Annotated in this window: 16 protein-coding genes; 14 read left to right on the top strand and 2 right to left on the bottom strand. The window is 69.7% G+C overall.

Annotated features, from left to right (window positions below):
- Positions 1-148: 148 nt before the first annotated feature.
- Positions 149-1,411 carry a DUF1173 domain-containing protein gene (locus ACZ43H_RS00210; RefSeq protein ID WP_083773689.1) on the bottom strand — a complete coding sequence of 421 codons (1,263 nt, stop codon included), beginning with the start codon at positions 1,409-1,411 and terminating at the stop codon, positions 149-151.
- 377 nt (positions 1,412-1,788) lie between these two features.
- Here ACZ43H_RS00210 and ACZ43H_RS00205 point away from each other — a divergent pair, with 377 nt between their 5' ends.
- The 11 genes from ACZ43H_RS00205 to ACZ43H_RS00155 all read left to right on the top strand — a co-directional run bounded on the left by ACZ43H_RS00205 (position 1,789) and on the right by ACZ43H_RS00155 (position 15,276).
- Entirely contained in the window at positions 1,789-2,043 is a 255-nt protein-coding gene (locus ACZ43H_RS00205) for a hypothetical protein (protein WP_464583090.1), read from the top strand.
- A gap of 164 nt (positions 2,044-2,207) precedes the next feature.
- Complete coding sequence (locus ACZ43H_RS00200; protein WP_238324720.1) at positions 2,208-7,400, top strand: SNF2-related protein; 5,193 nt, start codon at positions 2,208-2,210, stop codon at positions 7,398-7,400.
- A gap of 154 nt (positions 7,401-7,554) precedes the next feature.
- Positions 7,555-7,896 (top strand): hypothetical protein, encoded by a 342-nt coding sequence (locus tag ACZ43H_RS00195; protein WP_011777067.1) that lies wholly within the window; start codon positions 7,555-7,557, stop codon positions 7,894-7,896.
- 73 nt (positions 7,897-7,969) lie between these two features.
- Positions 7,970-8,455 carry a hypothetical protein gene (locus ACZ43H_RS00190; RefSeq protein WP_011777068.1) on the top strand — a complete coding sequence of 162 codons (486 nt, stop codon included), beginning with the start codon at positions 7,970-7,972 and terminating at the stop codon, positions 8,453-8,455.
- 109 nt (positions 8,456-8,564) lie between these two features.
- The gene (locus ACZ43H_RS00185; protein ID WP_011777069.1) at positions 8,565-9,974 is read left to right on the top strand and encodes a hypothetical protein; all 1,410 of its coding nucleotides are present in this window, start codon (positions 8,565-8,567) and stop codon (positions 9,972-9,974) included.
- Between the two features lie 81 nt (positions 9,975-10,055).
- Positions 10,056-10,970 (top strand): hypothetical protein, encoded by a 915-nt coding sequence (locus ACZ43H_RS00180; protein WP_011777070.1) that lies wholly within the window; start codon positions 10,056-10,058, stop codon positions 10,968-10,970.
- 39 nt (positions 10,971-11,009) lie between these two features.
- A complete protein-coding gene (locus ACZ43H_RS00175; protein ID WP_011777071.1) occupies positions 11,010-11,444 on the top strand; it encodes a hypothetical protein in 435 nt (144 codons plus the stop codon).
- A 31-nt stretch (positions 11,445-11,475) separates the two neighbouring features.
- A complete protein-coding gene (locus tag ACZ43H_RS00170) occupies positions 11,476-12,042 on the top strand; it encodes a DNA N-6-adenine-methyltransferase (RefSeq protein WP_464583086.1) in 567 nt (188 codons plus the stop codon).
- A 38-nt stretch (positions 12,043-12,080) separates the two neighbouring features.
- Positions 12,081-12,380, top strand: coding sequence for a helix-turn-helix domain-containing protein (locus ACZ43H_RS00165; protein ID WP_011777073.1), 300 nt, complete (start codon positions 12,081-12,083; stop codon positions 12,378-12,380).
- Positions 12,380-13,720 (top strand): type II toxin-antitoxin system HipA family toxin, encoded by a 1,341-nt coding sequence (locus ACZ43H_RS00160; RefSeq protein WP_011777074.1) that lies wholly within the window; start codon positions 12,380-12,382, stop codon positions 13,718-13,720. The genes ACZ43H_RS00165 and ACZ43H_RS00160 overlap by 1 nt, the downstream gene beginning before the upstream one ends.
- 599 nt (positions 13,721-14,319) lie before the next feature.
- A complete protein-coding gene (locus tag ACZ43H_RS00155; protein WP_043806864.1) occupies positions 14,320-15,276 on the top strand; it encodes a ParA family protein in 957 nt (318 codons plus the stop codon).
- Here the strand turns inward: ACZ43H_RS00155 and ACZ43H_RS00150 are convergent.
- Complete coding sequence (locus ACZ43H_RS00150) at positions 15,266-15,601, bottom strand: hypothetical protein (RefSeq protein ID WP_464583083.1); 336 nt, start codon at positions 15,599-15,601, stop codon at positions 15,266-15,268. The genes ACZ43H_RS00155 and ACZ43H_RS00150 overlap by 11 nt on opposite strands.
- On the opposite strand from ACZ43H_RS00150, the gene ACZ43H_RS00145 reads away from it, so the two are divergent.
- The 3 genes from ACZ43H_RS00145 (at position 15,579) to ACZ43H_RS00135 (ending at position 17,973) form a co-directional block, all read left to right on the top strand.
- On the top strand, positions 15,579-15,905 hold the full coding sequence (locus tag ACZ43H_RS00145) for a hypothetical protein (protein ID WP_300644514.1): 327 nt from the start codon (positions 15,579-15,581) through the stop codon (positions 15,903-15,905). The genes ACZ43H_RS00150 and ACZ43H_RS00145 overlap by 23 nt on opposite strands.
- A gap of 381 nt (positions 15,906-16,286) precedes the next feature.
- Positions 16,287-16,748: a hypothetical protein gene (locus tag ACZ43H_RS00140; RefSeq protein ID WP_193352667.1), complete on the top strand. Its 462-nt coding sequence runs from the start codon at positions 16,287-16,289 to the stop codon at positions 16,746-16,748.
- A 73-nt stretch (positions 16,749-16,821) separates the two neighbouring features.
- Entirely contained in the window at positions 16,822-17,973 is a 1,152-nt protein-coding gene (locus ACZ43H_RS00135; RefSeq protein ID WP_011776801.1) for an ATP-binding protein, read from the top strand.
- Positions 17,974-18,071: the final 98 nt, after the last annotated feature.

Here is an 18,071-nt window from a genome sequence, read left to right as displayed (position 1 = left end):
ACGAGAGCCGCTCAACCGAGTGCGTGGTCGTCGTAGTGGATCGCCTTGCCGAGCTCGATCGAACGTCCGGGTGTTGCCACCGGGCGAGCCCCGGGCCGCCCGGCTTGCTGGTCTGGAGCTTCCGGCTCGACAGGACGGCGGGGGTTGCTCAGTGGTTGGCGACCGGCGGGAGTGGCGGCATGTCCTCGGGCACGACCCAGGTCCAGGCCTCGGTGCCGGTGTCGGCGGCGATCTCGGCGGCGATCGCACGGTCCTCGTCACTGGTGAGCACGAATGCAGCGGTCGGGGCCTCGGTGTCTGTGAACACCAGGGAGGCCATGGGCTTGTCGGGAGCGAGGTTGTAGCGCAGCGACTTGGTGAACCTGCGGCGCGCGGTGAGTGCGGCGTCGAGGAGCAGCTTGTCGCGGAGAGACTCGTACGGCAGCCAGTGTTCGTCGGTCATGACGAGGGAGATCTCTTCGGCGGTGGCCAGGCCGGCGCGGCCGACGGAGAAGGTCGCGATCACCATCAGGTGGCCGTCGTCGTCGGCGCGGCTCAGTTCGAGTTCGTCGCCGAACCGCTTGTGGAGGCGGTCGTGCAGCTTGTCGTCGACCATGAGCGGGGCGTCGGGCATGTGCTTGATGACGAGCTTGTGGCCGAACCGTGCCGGCGCGATCGCTTTGAGCTCCCCGATCAGCATCATGAACTGCTGGGCGGAGCCGTGCTGCTGCATCGGTGCCCATGCCGCGAGACGCCGCGCGGCGATGTCGGGCTTCTTCTCGGCGTTGAACGGCTCGGGGACGTAGAGCCGGGCGGCGAGCGGCTTGCCCTTGGTGAACTTCCCGCGGGCGGCCTGGCGCAGGTACCAGGACACGATGCGCCAGTTGCGCTTGCCGTCCATGCCGGGTGTCCAGGTCGCCAGGTCGGCTTCCTGCCACAGGTAGTGCAGGACGGCGCGGAGGGTGAGGCGGTTCGGGTCGGCGGCGACCGAGTCCGCCACTCCCCCGGCGCCGGCGCCGGTCGGCGCGGGGCGCTCGGTCTTCGACATGCGGAACCCGAGCTTGATGGCGGTCAGGCCGCTATCGGCTTCCTCGGTGATCGCGGAGCCGAGGACCTGGCCGAGCCCAGAGAGCCCTTCGGGAGGCAGGTAGGAGGCGCAGCGGGGTGCGTGCTCGAGCCCGGAGTCGGGCATGCGTTTGATGACGTACTTGTCGGGCCCGATCTTGGCGACGTACATGGCGACGCCGGCGGGGCGGCACAGGCACACGGGCCGGACGCGGTCGGTGTGCGCGGCTGCGAGGAGCTGCTGTACGTCGGAGTTGTTGGTGTGGGTGATCCGGTGGCCGTAGAGCTCGAAGGTTTGCCGGTCACCGGGAGGGTCGCTGCTGTGGTCGGGCCGGCTCGCTGGCGGGGTGCTGTGTGTTGTTGTCATGCCCGGATAGGCAACGGCTCGACTCATGGATCGGACGCCGGACGCGGGGCGGCCGGAACTTTTTCCACATTTTCGCCGGCTGGTGTCCGATCCGCGGCCCGGCCGGGTGCCTTTCGTGGTGAGGGCGGTGGTGAGCCGTGGCGTGGGTGCTGCGGCCGGCGTCCTCGCCTACGAGTTGGAGGTGCCGGGCGTGGTGCGACGGCGGGCGAGTGTTGCTGACTCCGATCAGCTGGCGCTGTGGGATCTTGGTGAGGAGCCTGGTGACCACGTCGGTGACCAAGTTGGTGCGGCCGCCAGCGATGGCGAGGACCGCACGTCCACCACGCTGCAGGTCGTGACGGAGGAAGGGGCTCGGGATGAACCCGTACGGGGCACGGATGCTGGAGCACTACGCGAAGCATCGGGCCACGGAGTTGGCGGCGATCTCCGATCCGGAGACCTATTTCGAGGAACTGGGCCTGCAGATCGAGATGGAGATCGACGCGTTGGCGGACCGGATCGCCGGCCCGTCGGATCCGTCGGAGGGCTACCTGGAGCGGGTGGGGCGGCTGAGCGAGGCGAGGACGACCGCGGAGTCGGAGGTGCTGCGTCAGCACATGGAACCGGGTCTGAGGACTCCTCCGGACATGTAGAGACTGCGGTCGACCCCGTCGTCGCCCCGCAGCCGGCGACGGTCGCTTCGGCGGGTGTTTCGGCGGGGGGCGGGCTGATTCCTGCCGGGGAGTCGCTGCGGTTTCGGCCGGGCTCGCAGAGCGACCTTGCCCCCTCGACGCCGCGGGGGCGGCTCACCGCGAACGTGGCGGTGCTGGAGCTGCTGGCACAGCTCGAGGAGGAGGACCGGGCTCCCTCCGCGCAGGAGCAGGGTGTGTTGGCGCGCTGGTCGGGCTGGGGGTCGCTGCCGGAGGTCTTCGACGACACCGCTCAGCACAGTGAGGCCGCGGCGCGGGCTCGTGAACTGCTGCAGGGCCGCGCTCGCGCGGCGGCGGCCCGTACGACGCTCAACGCTCACTACACCGATGCCGCGCTGGTCAAGGCGCTGTGGTCGGCACTCGGTGAAGCCGGGTTCGACCAGGCTGCCGGCGGTCGCGTCCTGGAGCCGGGCTGCGGGTCGGGCGCCTTCATCGGATTCGCGCCCGATCATGTCCGCGACGTGGTCGGCGTCGAGCTGGATCCGACCACCGCGCGAGTGGCGTCGCTGCTGTACCCGGCCGCGGACATCCGATCCGAGTCGTTCGCCGAGATCCGGCTGCCGGAGGGGAAGCGCGACCTGGTCATCGGCAACGTGCCCTTCGCCGACGTCGTCCCCCACGACTCCACGCACAACCAGCTCGGGCTGAGCCTGCACAACTACTTCATCTACAAGAGCCTGCACCTGGTGCGCCCCGGCGGTGTGGTCGCCGTGTTGACCTCTCGTTGGACGATGGACGCGGCGAGCCCGGCGGCCCGGGACGCCTTCGCCGACATGGCAGACCTGGTCACGGCAGTGCGGCTGCCGAATCAGACCCACCATCAGGCCGCCGGCACCGACGTCATCACCGATCTGCTGATCTTCCGGCGCCGAGCCGAGGGCGAGGAGCCGGTCGAACTCACGCCGGGCTGGCGCAACCTGGAGAGGTTGCCTTCGTTCCGGGCCGGCGCTGGCCTGGAGGATGCCGAGGTCAACCTCAATTCGCTGTTCGTGCAGCAACCAGCTCGGGTGGTTGGTCGCCTCACGTCACGCTCGGGCCGGTTCGGGCCGGAAGTCGCGGTCAGCCCGCCGTTGACCAGCGACGGCCAGAGCCTCGCGGAACGGGTCGCCGCGGATCTCGGGCGCCAGCTGGCGTTCGACCTGTCCAACTATGCCGACGTCCGACCGCTGTTCACCCCTGCTACGACCGCATCCCGGCCGACCAGCCCACCGACGACAACGCCGGCGACCAACCGCACACCGGCGGCGGCGGGAACCCCGGTCCCAGGGCCGCGTCGCGGTGCCGCCGAGGAGCCGCTGGTGCTGCCCGGGGCGGTCGTGCGGGCCGAGGGTCACATCAGCATGGGCGAGGACGGCGGCTGGCTGCATGTGCGCGACGGCGTGCCGGAACCGTTGGAGGTACCGAAGTCGCAGGCCAACGAGTTGCGGATGCTCACCGCGCTGCGCGACACGGTCGTCACGCTACTGGAGGCCGAGGCAACCACTCCCCTGCCGGGCGACCTGCCGAGGGCCGCGAGCTTGCCGAAGGGGCCCGGAATGGCCGGCGAGGAGCGGATGAATGCGCTGCGGGAGCGGCTGAACCGGCAGTACGACGCCTACGTCAAGCGGTACGGGCCGATCAACCGGGTCACCGGTCGCAATACCGGCAGGATCGACCCGAAGACCGGGGAGCCGGTGGTCGCGCACGTGCGGCCGCGTCAGGGCGGGTTCCGCGGCGACCCCCACTCCCCCGCCGTGTTCGCGCTGGAGCACTACGACTCCGCGACCGGCACCGCACGCAAGGCCGACATCTTCACCGAGCGCGTCGTCGCTCCCCGGGTCCTGCGCACCCATGCGGACTCCCCGGCCGACGCGGTGTCGCTATGCCTGGACACCTACGGCGAAGTGCGCACCGGCGAGATCGCGCGGCTGCTCGGCGTCGACCACGCCGCGGCCGAAACCGAGCTGGAGGCGTTCGCCTTCGTCGACCCCGACACCGTCAAGCGCAGCGAGGAGGGATGGACAGCCAACTGGGTGCCCCGCGCGGAGTTCCTCTCCGGGAACGTCCGCGCGCGGCTGACGAGGGTCGGAGAGGTCCTCGAGCAACTCATCGAGGGCGCCGCCGCGACTGGCGATGAGTCGGCCCAGCCGATGGTGCGCCGACTGCGGGCGGCCGCGACCGCACTGACCGAGGTGCTGCCCGAGGACCTCGGGCCGACCGAGATCGTCGCCCAGCTCGGCGTGCCATGGGTGCCGGCCACGACGGTGGAGCAGTTCCTGCGCGAGACCCTCGATGACCGGACCGTGGAGGTGGAACACCCCGGCGGGTCGGTGTGGTCGGTGCGCGGCAACCGCCACTCGGTGGCCGCCCGGAACACCTGGGGCACCGAGCGGGCCAGCGCGATCGACATCGTCCAGGCCTGCCTGGAGCAGCGACAGATCCGGGTCACGGACGAGACCCCGGACGGACGGCGGATCCCGAACGAGACGGCAACCTTCGCTGCGCAGGAGAAGGCCGAGGAGCTTCAGGAGCGGTTCGCGACCTGGCTGTGGGAGGACCCGGAGCGGTGTCAGCAGCTGGTGCGCACTTACAACGACAAGCTGAACGCGATCGTGCTGCGCTCCTACGACGTCGACGAGGACAAGCACTACCCGGGCATGGCTCGGGTCCATGAGGGCCGCCCGCTGCGGCTGCGGCCGCATCAGCACGCTGCGGTGGCGCGGATGGTGGCTCAACCATCGGTGCTGCTGGCCCACGAGGTGGGCGCCGGAAAGACCCTCGCCGCGGTCACCGGTGTCTCCGAGCTGCGACGACTGGGCCTGGTCAGGAAGCCGGCCGTGGTGGTGCCCAACCACATGCTGGAGCAGTTCTCCCGGGAGTGGCTGCAGGCCTACCCGCAGGCCCGGATCCTGACCTGCGGCACAGACGACCTGGTGAGGGACAAGCGGCGGCTGTTCGTGGCCCGCGCCGCGACCGGTGAGTGGGACGCGGTCATCATGTCTCGCTCGGCGTTCGAGAAGATCCCGGTCTCGAAGGACACCGAGGAGGCCTACCTCGACGAGCAGCTGACCCAGCTGCGCATGTGGCTGGCCGCCTCGAAGTCCGAGCGCGGCCTGTCGGTGAAGCGACTGGAGGGCACGCTCGCACGCGCCGAGGAGCGGTTGAAGAAGCTGCGCGACGTCGAGCGTGACCCGGCGATCACCTTTGAGGCCACCGGGATCGACTACCTGTGCGTCGATGAGGCGCACGGCTACAAGAACCTGCGCTTGGCCTCCAACATCCCCGGCGTCGCCGTGGAGGGGTCGAACCGGGCCACCGACCTCGATCTGAAGATGTCCTACCTGCGGGGCCGCCACGGCCGCCGGGTGGCCACGTTCATGACCGCCACCCCGATCGCCAACAGCGTCGCCGAGGCGTACACCATGCTGCGCTACCTGGCCCCGGCCGACCTGGAGGCCGCGGGAATCAGCGACTTCGACACCTGGGCGGCCACGTTCGGGCAGGTCGTCACCGACCTCGAGCTCTCCCCGTCGGGGACGGGGTTCCGGATGAAGGCGCGGTTCGCGAAGTTCAACAACGTTCCCGAGCTGCTGCGGCTGTGGCACCAGGTCGCCGACGTCAAGACCGCCGAGGACCTCAACCTGCCCACCCCCGATCTCGAGGGCGGCGCACCCGAGACGATCGTGGTCCCACCGAGTCAGGAGCTGGTCGACTTCATGGCTCTGCTCGCGCAGCGAGCCGACGCCGTCTCCTCGCGGCAGGTGGATCCGAGCGAGGACAACATGCTCAAGATCAGCGGCCACGGCCGCGCCGCCGCACTGGACCTGCGGCTCGTCGACCACCAGATCGATGGTCTGGCCGCATTCTTGGACCGAGAGCCCTCGAAGGTCGACGCGGTCGCCGAACGAGTCGCGGGCATCTACCACGACCATGCCGACGTCGTCTTCGGCAACGACCCCGAGCCCGGCGCCCTGCAGCTGGTGTTCTGCGACCTCGGCACCCCGACCGGAGCCGGCTGGAGCGCCTATGAGGAGCTGAAGGCGCAGCTAGTCTCACGCGGCGTCCCGGCACCGAAGGTGCGGTTCATGCACGAGGCCAACAACGACCGCGCGAAGGCACGGCTGTTCGAGCAGGCCCGCACCGGGCACATCGCGGTGCTGATCGGCTCGACGGAGAAGATGGGTGTCGGCACCAACGTCCAGCGCCGCGCGGTGGCGTTGCACCACGTCGACTGCCCGTGGCGTCCCGCCGACCTGGCCCAGCGGGACGGCCGGATCATGCGACAGGGCAACCTGAACGACTCCGTCCGGGTGTACCGGTACGTCACCGAGTCGAGCTTCGACACCTACCTGTGGCAGACGGTGGAGCGGAAGGCGAAGTTCATCAACCAGCTCATGCGCGGCCGACTGGACGTGCGCGAGATCGAGGACATCGGCGACTCGGCTCTCTCCTACGCCGAGGTGAAGGCGCTGGCCTCAGGCGATCCCCGGATCATGGAGCTGGCAAAGGCAGAGACCGACGCGACCAAGCTCGAGCGCCTCGAGCGGGCCTGGGCGTCCGCCCAGCGCAGCCTCGCAGCGACGATCCGGGAGGCCGGGCCGCGGCTGGAGCGGCTGGCGACCGACCGCCAGCAACTGCTGGCGGCGATTCCGCTGCGACGCGACACCGACGGCGACGCATTCTGGATGCGGATCAACGGCACGGCCTTCAGCAAGCGGGCAGACGCCGCCCCAGCGTTGCAGCGAGCCTTGCTCGCGGTGCAGCCATACCAGCGCGACCCGCACCCGCTGTGCGACCTCGCCGGCCTCCATCTGCAGGTGTCGGCGGATTCGTGGATGGGCCAACCTCGGTACGTCGTCTCGCTCGTCGAAGTGCCCCGGGTACACCTGCTCGTCGAGGCCGGCGACGTGCGACAACCGAGCCCGGGCCTGGTGACCCGCGTCGAGAACCTCCCCCGCCGCCTGGAGCGGGTGCTCGACGACGTCGACATGGAGACCAGCAAGATCGAACGGGAGGCCGAGCGGGCCCGCGCCGGCCTGGTCGACGCCTTCCCACGCGCCGGCGAGCTTGCCGAGGTGCGCGCGAAACGCGACCGGCTCTCGGCCGAGCTCGCCGCCGACAGCGCCGAGAACGCCGCCGCCGACCACCCCGGCCCAGCCTCCTGCCCACCTAACGGATCCCAGCCGGAGGCCTCGACACTCCCCCAGCCCAGTGGGCAGGTTCAGGCGGGTCGGCCCGCGATCGTGCCGCCCTCCCCGCCGGCCCGGCCGCGACCGGAGGACTCGCCGCTGTCCCCGAGCTCGTCGGGGTGGTCGCGGTGAGAGCACCCCAAGGTCCGGTTGCGGTCCACAGGCTGCCGATCGCGGCTGTTCTCCCCCGGCTCAGGCGCGTCGGATGCGGCTCTCTGGGCGGCTCTGCTCCACTAGGTAGCGGGGTCGAGCCTGCTACCGACCTCACTCGAAAGGACCAACTCCGATGACTGTTCCCGCCACCGGCCGCGCCGGAGACGTCTACGACGCGACCCCGGACTTCGTGTATGCGGTGTCGTTGCTCGCCGCGCTCGAGGACGCGACCGGCCAGGAGGGGCACGCCCTGGTGTTGCCGTTCCTGGGCATGGCGCGCGCCGAGCTCACCGACTTCGGTCAGCGACGGCCCGCCGGCTACGTGCCCGTGCAGGTCGGTGATCTGCGATCGGGGCTGGCGGACCTCGAGCAGCGTCTCACCGACCTGCTGGCGGACTCTCAGGTGCTTCAGCACTCGCTGCGGCTCGACTCTGCTCGTCGGCTGCTGCGCCGCGGCGTCGCCGCCGTGGCCTGACCGGCCCTGAGTTCTCGCATCGGGCAGGTCTGGCTGTGTCCGATCCGACCCTTCGCCGGTTGCTTCTCCGGGCATGACGACCCCGTTGCCGGCTGATGCAACCTGGACCGACTACGTCGACGCCCACGGCGGACCCGAGGCGCCGGGTTGGTGGGTCATCCTGCGCTGGTACGCAGACTCGGAGCATCCGCGCCCCGAGGTCGTCGGCCCCTATGCCACGCACCAGCAAGCAGTAGCGGCCATGCAGCACTCGGCCCTCATCGACGGGTTCGCCGAGGACACCAACCGCGAGGAGTCGCTCGACGACGTCTACGTGGACCCGATCCCCGCATCGATCGCCCGCACGTGTGCCGACTACGGACCGCGAGTGACGCTGATCGACCCCGGCGACCCGAACCACTTCGGTGGCGGCCACGCCCCGAAACCACCTGCGGACTCTGCTCGAACCGGACTGATGCAGGCCAGCGCGCTGCGAGAACCCGACCGAGACAAGAGCAACCCTCCCACCGCGCATGCCGCGCATCCGGGGCACCGCTCCCCCGGAACGCCGGGCCTGTAGCCAACTTCTCCACAACCATCTCCCGCCGCGGTGTCCGATCTGGCTCCGCGGCGGTTGCTTCTCCGGGCATGGCAACGACTTGTCCCCGGCGACCGGCGGGTGAACCGCGATGACGGTCACCACCTACGGCGAGCACTCCGAGAACGCCGCCCAGGCACTCAACGCTCTGATCCGCCACGACGTGCTTCCATCCGATGAGCAGGCCGTCGACCAGCTGCTGCACTGTCGCGAAACGGTTGTCGACGCGCTGCGGCAACTGCTCTACGACCTCGGCCAGGACAGCTGGTACCCGCCGCCGGACCATCTGCCAGCCCGGACCCCGAAACCGACGCTGGCCGGGCTGGACGAGAAGCTCGCGAGCCTGGTGGACAACATCGCATTCGCCCTGCCCACGCTCCCCCTCGAGGAGCGGCGCGCACACCCGGACTACCTGACCCCTGCCTCGACTGATCGCACGGTGGAGTCGTGGCGGACCGCGGCCATCGAGCTGCTGTCGGCCTCGCACGCGCTGTCCGCAGCCGAGGCTCAGCCTTGGCGCACCGACCCGGGTGCCGGCTGGTGGGTGATGCGCGATGTCGCGGTCGCCCTGGAGGCGGTCCTGGTCCTCGACTCGCGACTGGAGGAGGTCGGGTTGCTGGCGGAGCATCATCGGCCGGAGTTCTCGATGGGGCTGGATGAGAAGCGCATGGTGCTCTCCCAAGCCGCGCGAGTAGCGACCTGGCACGCCACGAGCGCGAGCCCCGAGGAGGCAACCCCGCGACTGCGGCAGCCGGCTGGGTCGAACGTCGTTGAGCCGGTGTCACTGGTCTCCACGCCCTCCGACCTCGCGGCCGCTCAGCAGCGGCTGGCCCGGTTCCTGCGCCCGATGGTGGCCAGCGACAGCTTCTACGCAGGCGAGCCGGAGATCTCCGCCGACTCCGCTCGGCAGGTCACCGCCAGCCAGCTGTACTTGTGCCGCGCGTTCGCGGCGGCGGCCAGCCAGTCACCGAAGACGGCCACGTTGGCGGCGTTCTTCAACGAGCGTGCCGAGGTGCTGGAGTCGCTGCAGCCTCAGATCAGCCACCTGGCCGACGTCAGGGTCGACCAGGAGCCCAACATGCGCCGCTTCTGGCAGCAGAGCGAGCTCACGACCGCGGTGGCCCGGATGGAGGACCACGGCGTGGCCCTCGCGCTGCAGCCCACTCAGATGGTCGAGCTGGCCCAAGCGACCCACGAGGTGACCCACAACCTGGGCAAGGCGCTGCGGCGCGAACTGCTCCGCGGCACCAGCAATCTGGTCGACGCCCACCCGCGCCACCGCGACGGCCCGATCCGGGTGGGGCGCCGCTCCCGGCTTGAGGCCACGCTCACCGACCTGGTGAACATGCCCGCGCCCAGTGAGCCAGCAGCGAGGTTCAGCAACCCGCTCCAGCGGGCCGCCCTGCAACAGACGCTCAACCTGACGCCCACGGCGTCCTCCCGGACCCCGATGCCGTTCCCCGCCGCGCGCAGCACCACCTACGGCGCTCCGGCGTTCTGACAACCCCACAGCTTGCCTGCCCCGTCACCGCCGTGTCGGTGGGCCCGGGCACATCCCCACCGACAGACAAGGAGCGCCGAGATGAGCGAGCATCCGACCCGTTCGTCGGCCAATGCCGACCGGTCCCCTGCCCAGGAATCGCCGTGGGTTGATGATTCCGGCTACCCGCATCGGATCGAGAACCACGTCAAGGTCTACCTCCACCTCGAGGAATCCTCGACGCGCCCAGTGGTCGCGGCCCCAGACAGTGCACCCGCTGGCACCCGTGTCTACCGCCGCGACGGCGCGGGCCGAGCGCAGTACGGCACGGCGACCGGCTGGACCACCGATGGAACGGGTGTCTTCCTGTCGTTCGACCAAGGCGGCACCTACTCCGGTCCCACGTTCCGATCCGTCTATGTCGCCGAGACTGAGGACGGGCGCGCCGGCTCCGGCGCTCTCAGATGGGCCGTCTCGAGCGCGGCCGTCGACGGGTATCCCCTCGACGGCGTCGAGGACGGCCACTACTGCGACTACGAAGGGCACCCCCCGGGCGCACGGCCCGACTGGGACCGCCAGCACCGCGAAGCCGCGGACGTGCCCCTGCCCACAGCAGAAGAGCTGCTGCCCCTGCTCGCCGCCGCCCTGGGACGCAGGATCGACGGGCCGACAGTCGACCAGCTCCGCGCAGCATCGGACCTGATCGCTGAACATGCCCAGTGGCGGGCGCAACGAGTCGCGTTCTCCGCCGGGGAGGCCGACGACGGCGACCTCCCTGCCTCCGCGGACTGGCACGACAGCGACGACGCGGGGTGTGACCTCGCCGACCGCGCCATCGCGCTCCTCGCAGAGGTGACCAGCCAGAGGAGCCCCACGAGTCAGCCGGCTGCTCCAGTCACGACATCGAGCGTCCCGCTGATGCGTTCGGCGCTCAACGCTCCGCCGAACACCTCATCGCCGCAGCCGAACCAGGACTCGTTGCCGACGTCCCAGCCGCCCTCGGGGCCGACGCGCTGAGCCGTGGCCACGGGTAGCCCAACGCCGTAAGGAGTTCTGATGACCGACGACGAGTCCCGCTTCACCGACCCTGTCTCAGCCGTCGACCACGTGCGTCGCGTCGCCCGGGAGACCGCGGCAGCGTCGGGGTATCGCGCGGCCGCGGCCGCGCTGATGGACGTGCGGCGCGAGTACCGGATCATGCCGTTGAAGCGACGCGAGGCGCCGCCGGACCGGCTCGCGACTTGGGACGCGGTGCGGCGCGAGACCGGTTCGCTGGTTCCCATGGCGACGGGCGGCACCCACGACCACGCCTCTTTCGACGAGCGGGTCGCAACTCCTGGTGACCAGCGCCTCCCCGAGCAGCCGGGCTGGGCGCCGGACCCCTCGGTCGCTCTGCAGGCCGCTGCTCTGCGGGCGCAGCCCACCGCTGAACCCTCGCGGCCGCCGGTCACCAAGCCGAACGCCGCGGCCGACCGGGCCCACGGCCGATGAGTCGCTCCCCCGTCTGATGACTGCCCTCGCGTTGTTCCGGTTCGACAACAGCTTGCGTCGACGAGCTGAGGACGCCGACGAGCAGGTCCACCTGACACCCCGGTACGTGCTGGACCCCGTTCGCGTCGTGTTGGGCGGCCGGATCGAGCTCGACCCGTGCACCACACCGGAGAATCCGGTGGGCGCCGACAGGTTTCATGCGCTCCCCGAGGACGGCGCTGCGCGGCCGTGGTCAGCGGCCAGCATCTTCTGCAACCCACCGTACGGCGAAGCGCGGGTGCGCTGGGTTCGCCGCTGCGCCCAGGCCGGCGCCACCGGTGCTCGGGTGGTGTTGCTGATCCCCGCCCACACCGACACCCGGATCTGGCACGAGGCCATGGCGACGGCGTCCTCGCTGCTGTTCATCAAGGGCCGCGTCAAATTCGGCATCCCCCGGTCCAACGGCCGGCAGGTCGCGGCCTCGCACCCTTTGGCGCTAGTGGGTTGGAACGTCGATCTCCGCCTGGCCGACGAGCTGGGCACCGCGGTGCCGCTGGTCAACCCGGAGTCTGACCAGGGTTCTAATAGAAAGCGTCCTTGCGATTGTCGGTTATTCTAGGAGGGATGCTTTCGGTATGAAGGGGAGTGTTGGCGGAGATGAAGCGACCGAGTCCAGCGAAGGTGGGTCTGGCGGCCGAGCGGATCGGCTCGCATGTTGTGACCTGGCGGCGTCTGCTTGGCCTTACTGCCGAGCAGGTTGCTCAGCGGGCTGGCGTCTCTGCCCCGACCCTGCGCAAGCTCGAGCACGGTGATCCCTCGGTGACGCTGGAGACCTACCTCAACGTGCTGCGCGCGCTTGGCCGGCTCGAGGATACGGTGACGGCTCTCGACCCCTACGAGACCGAGCTCGGCCGCGCCCGGGCTGACCAGGTGCTGCCGAAGCGGGTGCGGCGCTGATGGACTCCCAGCTGGAGGTCGACCTGGACGTGGGCGGGCAGGCCGTGCACGTCGGAACCGCTCATTTCACCCGCCGGGGGCGAGCGGTCACAACCACCTTCACCTACTCCCCCGGCTACCTCGCGCGGCGGGATGCCTACGCCATCGACCCGGCGCTCCCCCTCGACGCGGGCCGTGGTCACACCACGGGCCTGCCGGGAGCCTTCGCCGACAGTGCCCCTGATCGTTGGGGTCGCAGGCTGATCGAGAAGGCCTGGCCGGGACCCGCATCGATCAGCGAGGTCGACTACCTGGTGGGCGTATCCGACCACTCCCGGCAGGGCGCCCTGCGCTACCGCCGTCCCGACAGCCCTGCCTACGTCGCCGACGGACACGAGATCCCCCGCCTGGTCGATCTCGGTCGGCTGCTGCATGCCTCGGACCAGCTGGCGGCCGCGGGGCGGCACCACGACACCGATGAGATGCACGCCGTGCGCGAACTCCTCGACGTCGGCGGCACCACGCTTGGCGGGGCACGCCCGAAGGCGTCGGTGATCGATGCCGACGGATGCCTGTCGATCGCGAAGTTCCCACATCCCGGCGACGAGTGGGACGTCATGGCGTGGGAGAAGACCGCGCTGGACCTCGCGGAGCGAGCTGGTCTCCAGGTGCCCAGCCGCCACCTGACCAAGGTTGACGGCCGCAGTGTGCTGATCCTGCGTCGCTTCGACCGTGACGGCACGGCTCGTCGCGGCTATGCCAGCGCCATGACGCTGACCGGTCTCACCGATGGCGGCTCGGCGGATTACCTCGATCTCGCTGCGGCGATCGCGGACCATTCCACCCGACCCGACGCTGACCTGGCTGGCGTGTGGCACCGGATGGCAGTGTTCTCGGCGATTCACAACATCGACGACCACTTCCGCAACCACGGGTTTCTCCACTCCCCCGGTGGCTGGGAGCTCGCGCCGGCGTTCGACGTCAACCCGAACCCGGATCCGAACAAGTCCCGTGTCACCTCGATTGGCGGCGCCACGTCGAGCGGCGAGGAACGCGATGCGCTTCTCGAGGTCGCTCCCTACTTCGGCCTGACGGCCGACCAAGGCGTCGAAGTCTTGGCCGAAGTCACCGCCGCCACGGCCTCCTGGCGGGCCGTGGCGTCCAGCAACGGCATCCCCGAGCACGAGCAACGACTGTTCAACGACGTCCTCCCCTCCCCGCCCACACGTGGATCCGCCGGCCACTCTCGTCGATCCCCGACTCTCCAAGCCGCGTCGCTGCATCTTCCAAAGACACCAGTCGAGAACGAAACGCGTCCGCCCGGGACTCCTCCCCCAGCCTCGGGCCGATTTGGCTTCTGAACTTCGAATCTCTGGCGTGTAGTTCCGACAGGGGTCGACCCACGTCAAACATCGCCCCAGAAGCCCTAGAACGGCCCTCTGGAGGCCTTCGGGGCCGCCGCCGGGCTCAACCACGCCTCGCGAGGACAGTCGACGAGAGGCGCTGGTCGGTGATGCGGCGGCACTTCCTGACACTGCCGCAGTGACGTACCGCGCTGCGCTAGCGCGCCGTGGTGCCGCATCGCACTACCGCATGACACTACCGCTACGCACTACCGCCGAGCCGTATCGCGTTACGTCATCGCGCGTCGATGCCGGGCTCCACGACCGCGTTCGGTGTCGCGGGCAAGCAATGCGTCGCGGCATTGCGCCCCACCACCGTGCTGCGTTACCGCTCGGTCCTGGTGTGTTCACTACTGCCGCGCGCTCCTGCGCCGCGCTGGTGCGGAGCAGTGGTGGCCGACAGTGCCGCACTGCAGTCATTGCCTGCGGTGCTGCCACCGCTGCCGCCTCGCACTACCGCACGGCGCTACCGCGTGTCGCTACCGCCACGCGATAGTGCGTTGCGGCATCATCGGAAGAGCCCAGGATCGGAAACACACCCAGGAGGCGTCTTCCCCATGGCCTTGACCCAGGATGTGCTCAGCCGAGTCATCACCTTTGCTAACGGCAAGGGCGGCGTCGGCAAGACCACAACGTCCACGAACTTCGCCGGCCTGTGCTCTGCCGCCGGCTGGCGCACCTTGTTCATCGAGTTTGATCCGCAGGGCGACGCCGGCGACGACCTCGGCTACAAGCGCAGCGAGGAGAACGACCAGGGCGCGCACATGCTGGAGGTCCTCGACGCTCACAAGCCACTCCAGCCAGTGATCCGCGACGTGCGGCCGAACCTTGACGTCATCCCGATGGGTCGGGAAGCGCTCAAGCACATCGTGGAGATCGTCGAAGGCAAGGAGCGTCGGGGGACCGAGTTCCGGCTGATGCTGGCCGAAGCGCTCGCGCCCATCGCCAAGGACTACGACCTGATCGTCATCGACACTCCGCCGGCCACCGGGACCTCGCCGGCGATCCTGCAGCTCGTGCTCGGCGCCTCGCGGTGGGTGATCATTCCGACGAAGAGCGACAGGTCGAGCATCGGAAACGTTCGCGAACTGGCCGCCGAGATGGAGGCGGTGCGCCACGCCAACCCCCACATCGAGGTGCTCGGCGTCGTTCCGTTTGACTTCGATCGGCAGGCGACCCGCATCCTGCGCAACGCCGTGGAGGACATCGAGGCCGTGCTGGACGGTGCCGCGTCGCTGTTCACGGATGAGGCCGGCGAGGTCATCACCATTCGTCACTCCAGCGCAGCGATCGACGCGCGCACCGCGGGCAAGTTGGTGCATGAGCTCGCAGAGATCGCAACGGAGGAAGAGGCCGGCGAGCCCTGGTGGAAGGCTCTTCAGGAGGGGCGCAGGCCGGAGCGCATCCCGGGGAGTGTGGGAGCGCTCGCCGATGACCACCTGCTGTTGACCAACGCGATCATCACCCGGATCGGCCGATTCGAGGAGTCGATGGATCAGGAGGTCAGCGCGTGAACCGCCGTGAGCCGATGGCACCGATCCAGGGACTGAAGAAGCCGACGCTGCCTCCGCCCACGCCGCGACCCCGGACTCTCGCCTCGGTGCCGTCTCCGACGCCGGACCCCGCGGAGCCGCTGGCCGAGGAGAGCGCCACCGCCGAGGAGGGCACGGCTGCGGGCACGCCGGCCCAGCGTTCCGAGCCGCCGGAGAACATCGAGGGGCAGAAGGCACCAAGGCCCAGGAGATCCCGCGCGGAGAAGACCTCGACAGCGGCGCGAACCTCCGGCGCCAGCGCGAGCGCGGACACCATGAAGCCGGTGTCGGTCTCGGTGCCGTTCACGCTGGCCGAGGCCTGGCGCGACCGCGCCAAGAAGGATCGGGCATCGCAGGTCGACGTGCTGCTCGACGCGATCGTGGCTCATCAAGGCGAGTTGGATGAGCTCGTCGCAGCATCGACGGAGAAGCCGACGATGAGTGATGGGTTGTTCGACCGCGGCCCGGGCACAAAGGGGGAGCGGTACGTCGGTGTCTCGCTGCGGATCAAGGCTCGAAACCTTGACGTGATCGACCGGCTCGCCGAGAAGCACGGTCCGGTGAAGCGGTCGCCGTTCGTGGCGGCGGTCCTCACGGCGTACCTGGCCTGAACCAAGAGTCCGACGAGGGGAGTGTTGGTGGCGACTCGAGTCGAGCCGGCTGTTCGCGGAGTCCACGTGCGGCGACCGTTGGGCAGGCCGTGTCCGGCATGCGGGTCAACCAGCACCTGGGTTGAGATACGACGCGAGGGCGATCGCAGCGGTTCGGGACAGGTACGGGAGTGGCCGTACGCCGTGTGCCAGGCATGTGGGCATGCCGAGCGGGGCCGCCGGACCGACCCCTTGAAGCCGCCGGCGCCAACAAGCGCAGGGCGGCCGGCACGATCGCCGGAGGCATCGCCGCCCGAAGAGGCCACAGCCGCGCCCGCTGACCTCAGCGGCCACAGGCCCAGGCCGCCCCGCCCGAAGGCATCTGACGAACGGGTCGAGGAGTTGCTCGCGGCCGCGGGCTACAACCGGGCGATCACGCCGGCGGTCCTCGAGAACCATCGTCGGTTCGCGACGCATGCCGGAAAGCCCGGCCTTCCCCGGTGGAAGGCAGCGGTCGCACTGCTCAACGGCGCGATGGGGGCCGATGAGGTCCCGCACGTGCGGGAGATCTATGCCGAGGAGAAGCAGCGCAGGGAAAAGCAGAAGGCCCGCGCTGCGCAGCGTCGCAGGCAGGCCGGAGAGCTGGCCGACGAACACGCCGAGGCAGCCCGGGAGCACGTCGCGAGAGTCTGGGCTGAAACGGGGGAGGGGCCGACCTGGCGTCAGCTGGCCGACGCGCTCGGCGTCCACGGACCGCTGGCGTCGGCGACGATCGAGACCCTGCACCGCCGCGGCGCGCTCACCTCGACCAAGGAGCCTCGCTCACTGCGGGCTACACCGGACTGGACGCCGCCACCGGCGTAGGTCCCCAACACCAGCCGCATAGATCCGTATAGTTCGGGCCAAGTTATACGGACCTATACCTGAGGTGGGGACGATGGAGCCGAGCCCATACGCGCCCGGGTCGCTGCCGGAATACCTGGCTGGCCGCGGCCGCGAGCGGGACCTGATCCGCAACAAGGTCTCCCGGCTGAGCATGCTTGGCCGATCCGGAGGGCCACTGCTGGCGTTTCACGCCCCGCGGGGTCTGGGGAAGACGTCGTTGCTGCGGATGGCCCAGCGGGACGCGATCGCTGAGGGGTTCCTCACTGCTTGGGTCACCGGCCGTGATGATCGACCGATGTCACCTGACCTGGCGCAGGCGCTCAGCGTCGCGGTCAAGGAACGATCCTTCGGAGAGCGGTCGAAGGCTCTGTTGCACCGACTTGACCAGATCCAGGTCGAGTTCGGGATCCCGGGTATGAAGGTCGGCGCAACCCTGTCTGCCGACGACGACAAGGTGCCACCCGGCGCAGCGATACTCGAGGAGCTCCTGGAGGACGCGGGCAGGTTCGCTCGCAACCATGAGGCCAAGGGGCTCGTCGTCTTCGTCGACGAGTTCCAGGAAGCCCAGCTGGGGGACCGGAAGAGCCTGCTGATCGGGCTCCAGCACTTCGACGGAGCTCCCGATGCGACACCTGTCGCGATCATCGCCGCGGGGCTGCCCTCGCTGCCACCCGCGGTGACCGAGGCCGCAACGTTCGGTGAGCGGTCCCGGTTCGTCGAGCTGGGATTGTTGAGCGACGTTGCCGTGGCCGAGGCGATCCGGGTGCCAGCCGAACACCACCAGGTCGCCTGGTCCGACGAAGCGATCATGGCGGCGATCGAGTTGGCGGCCGGCTATCCGCACAAGGTCCAGTTGATCGGTGATGCGACGTGGGAGGTGGCACGGCCCACGGCGGGGAGCACGATCACGATCGGCCATGTCCGGCGCGCTGAGGAGGAGATCGAGGACCGCATGAGGGGTCTGTTCCGCACACGTCTGGACCGTGCCACGCCGGAGCAGCGACGGTTCCTGGCCGCCATGGCCGCGCTGGGGGACCGTCCGGTGGAGAGGGCGAGGATCGCTGCGGAGCTCGGTGTGCCAACCACGGCGGTGAGTCGTCCACGTCAGCAGCTCATCGACCGCGGCTACATCGAGGCCGCCGGCCACGGGCGGCTTCGCTTCACGATCCCCGGTTTCGCGGCGTATGTCCGCGACAACGGGTGACTCGCCGACACTTCGGATGTCTGCCCGGCGCGTGTTGACAGTTCGGCCGGTCCCCACTGGCCACGAGGCCCGGTGACAGAAGTGGCGTGACTGTAACG

Source organism: Nocardioides sp. DN36 (assembly GCF_055380375.1).
The sequence above is the reverse complement of the archived record's forward strand: the minus strand, read 5'-3'. Positions and strand labels throughout refer to the sequence as shown.

Bases quoted from the DNA above. Each gene is read 5' to 3' on its own strand.
- ACZ43H_RS00160 (WP_011777074.1), top strand. From the start codon at position 12,380: ATGGACTCCCAGCTGGAGGTCGACCTGGACGTGGGCGGGCAGGCCGTG.
- ACZ43H_RS00205 (WP_464583090.1), top strand. From the start codon at position 1,789: ATGCTGGAGCACTACGCGAAGCATCGGGCCACGGAGTTGGCGGCGATC.
- ACZ43H_RS00165 (WP_011777073.1), top strand. From the start codon at position 12,081: ATGAAGCGACCGAGTCCAGCGAAGGTGGGTCTGGCGGCCGAGCGGATC.
- ACZ43H_RS00195 (WP_011777067.1), top strand. From the start codon at position 7,555: ATGACTGTTCCCGCCACCGGCCGCGCCGGAGACGTCTACGACGCGACC.
- ACZ43H_RS00135 (WP_011776801.1), top strand. From the start codon at position 16,822: ATGGAGCCGAGCCCATACGCGCCCGGGTCGCTGCCGGAATACCTGGCT.
- ACZ43H_RS00175 (WP_011777071.1), top strand. From the start codon at position 11,010: ATGACCGACGACGAGTCCCGCTTCACCGACCCTGTCTCAGCCGTCGAC.
- ACZ43H_RS00185 (WP_011777069.1), top strand. From the start codon at position 8,565: ATGACGGTCACCACCTACGGCGAGCACTCCGAGAACGCCGCCCAGGCA.
- ACZ43H_RS00190 (WP_011777068.1), top strand. From the start codon at position 7,970: ATGACGACCCCGTTGCCGGCTGATGCAACCTGGACCGACTACGTCGAC.
- ACZ43H_RS00210 (WP_083773689.1), bottom strand. From the start codon at position 1,411: ATGACAACAACACACAGCACCCCGCCAGCGAGCCGGCCCGACCACAGC.
- ACZ43H_RS00180 (WP_011777070.1), top strand. From the start codon at position 10,056: ATGAGCGAGCATCCGACCCGTTCGTCGGCCAATGCCGACCGGTCCCCT.
- ACZ43H_RS00155 (WP_043806864.1), top strand. From the start codon at position 14,320: ATGGCCTTGACCCAGGATGTGCTCAGCCGAGTCATCACCTTTGCTAAC.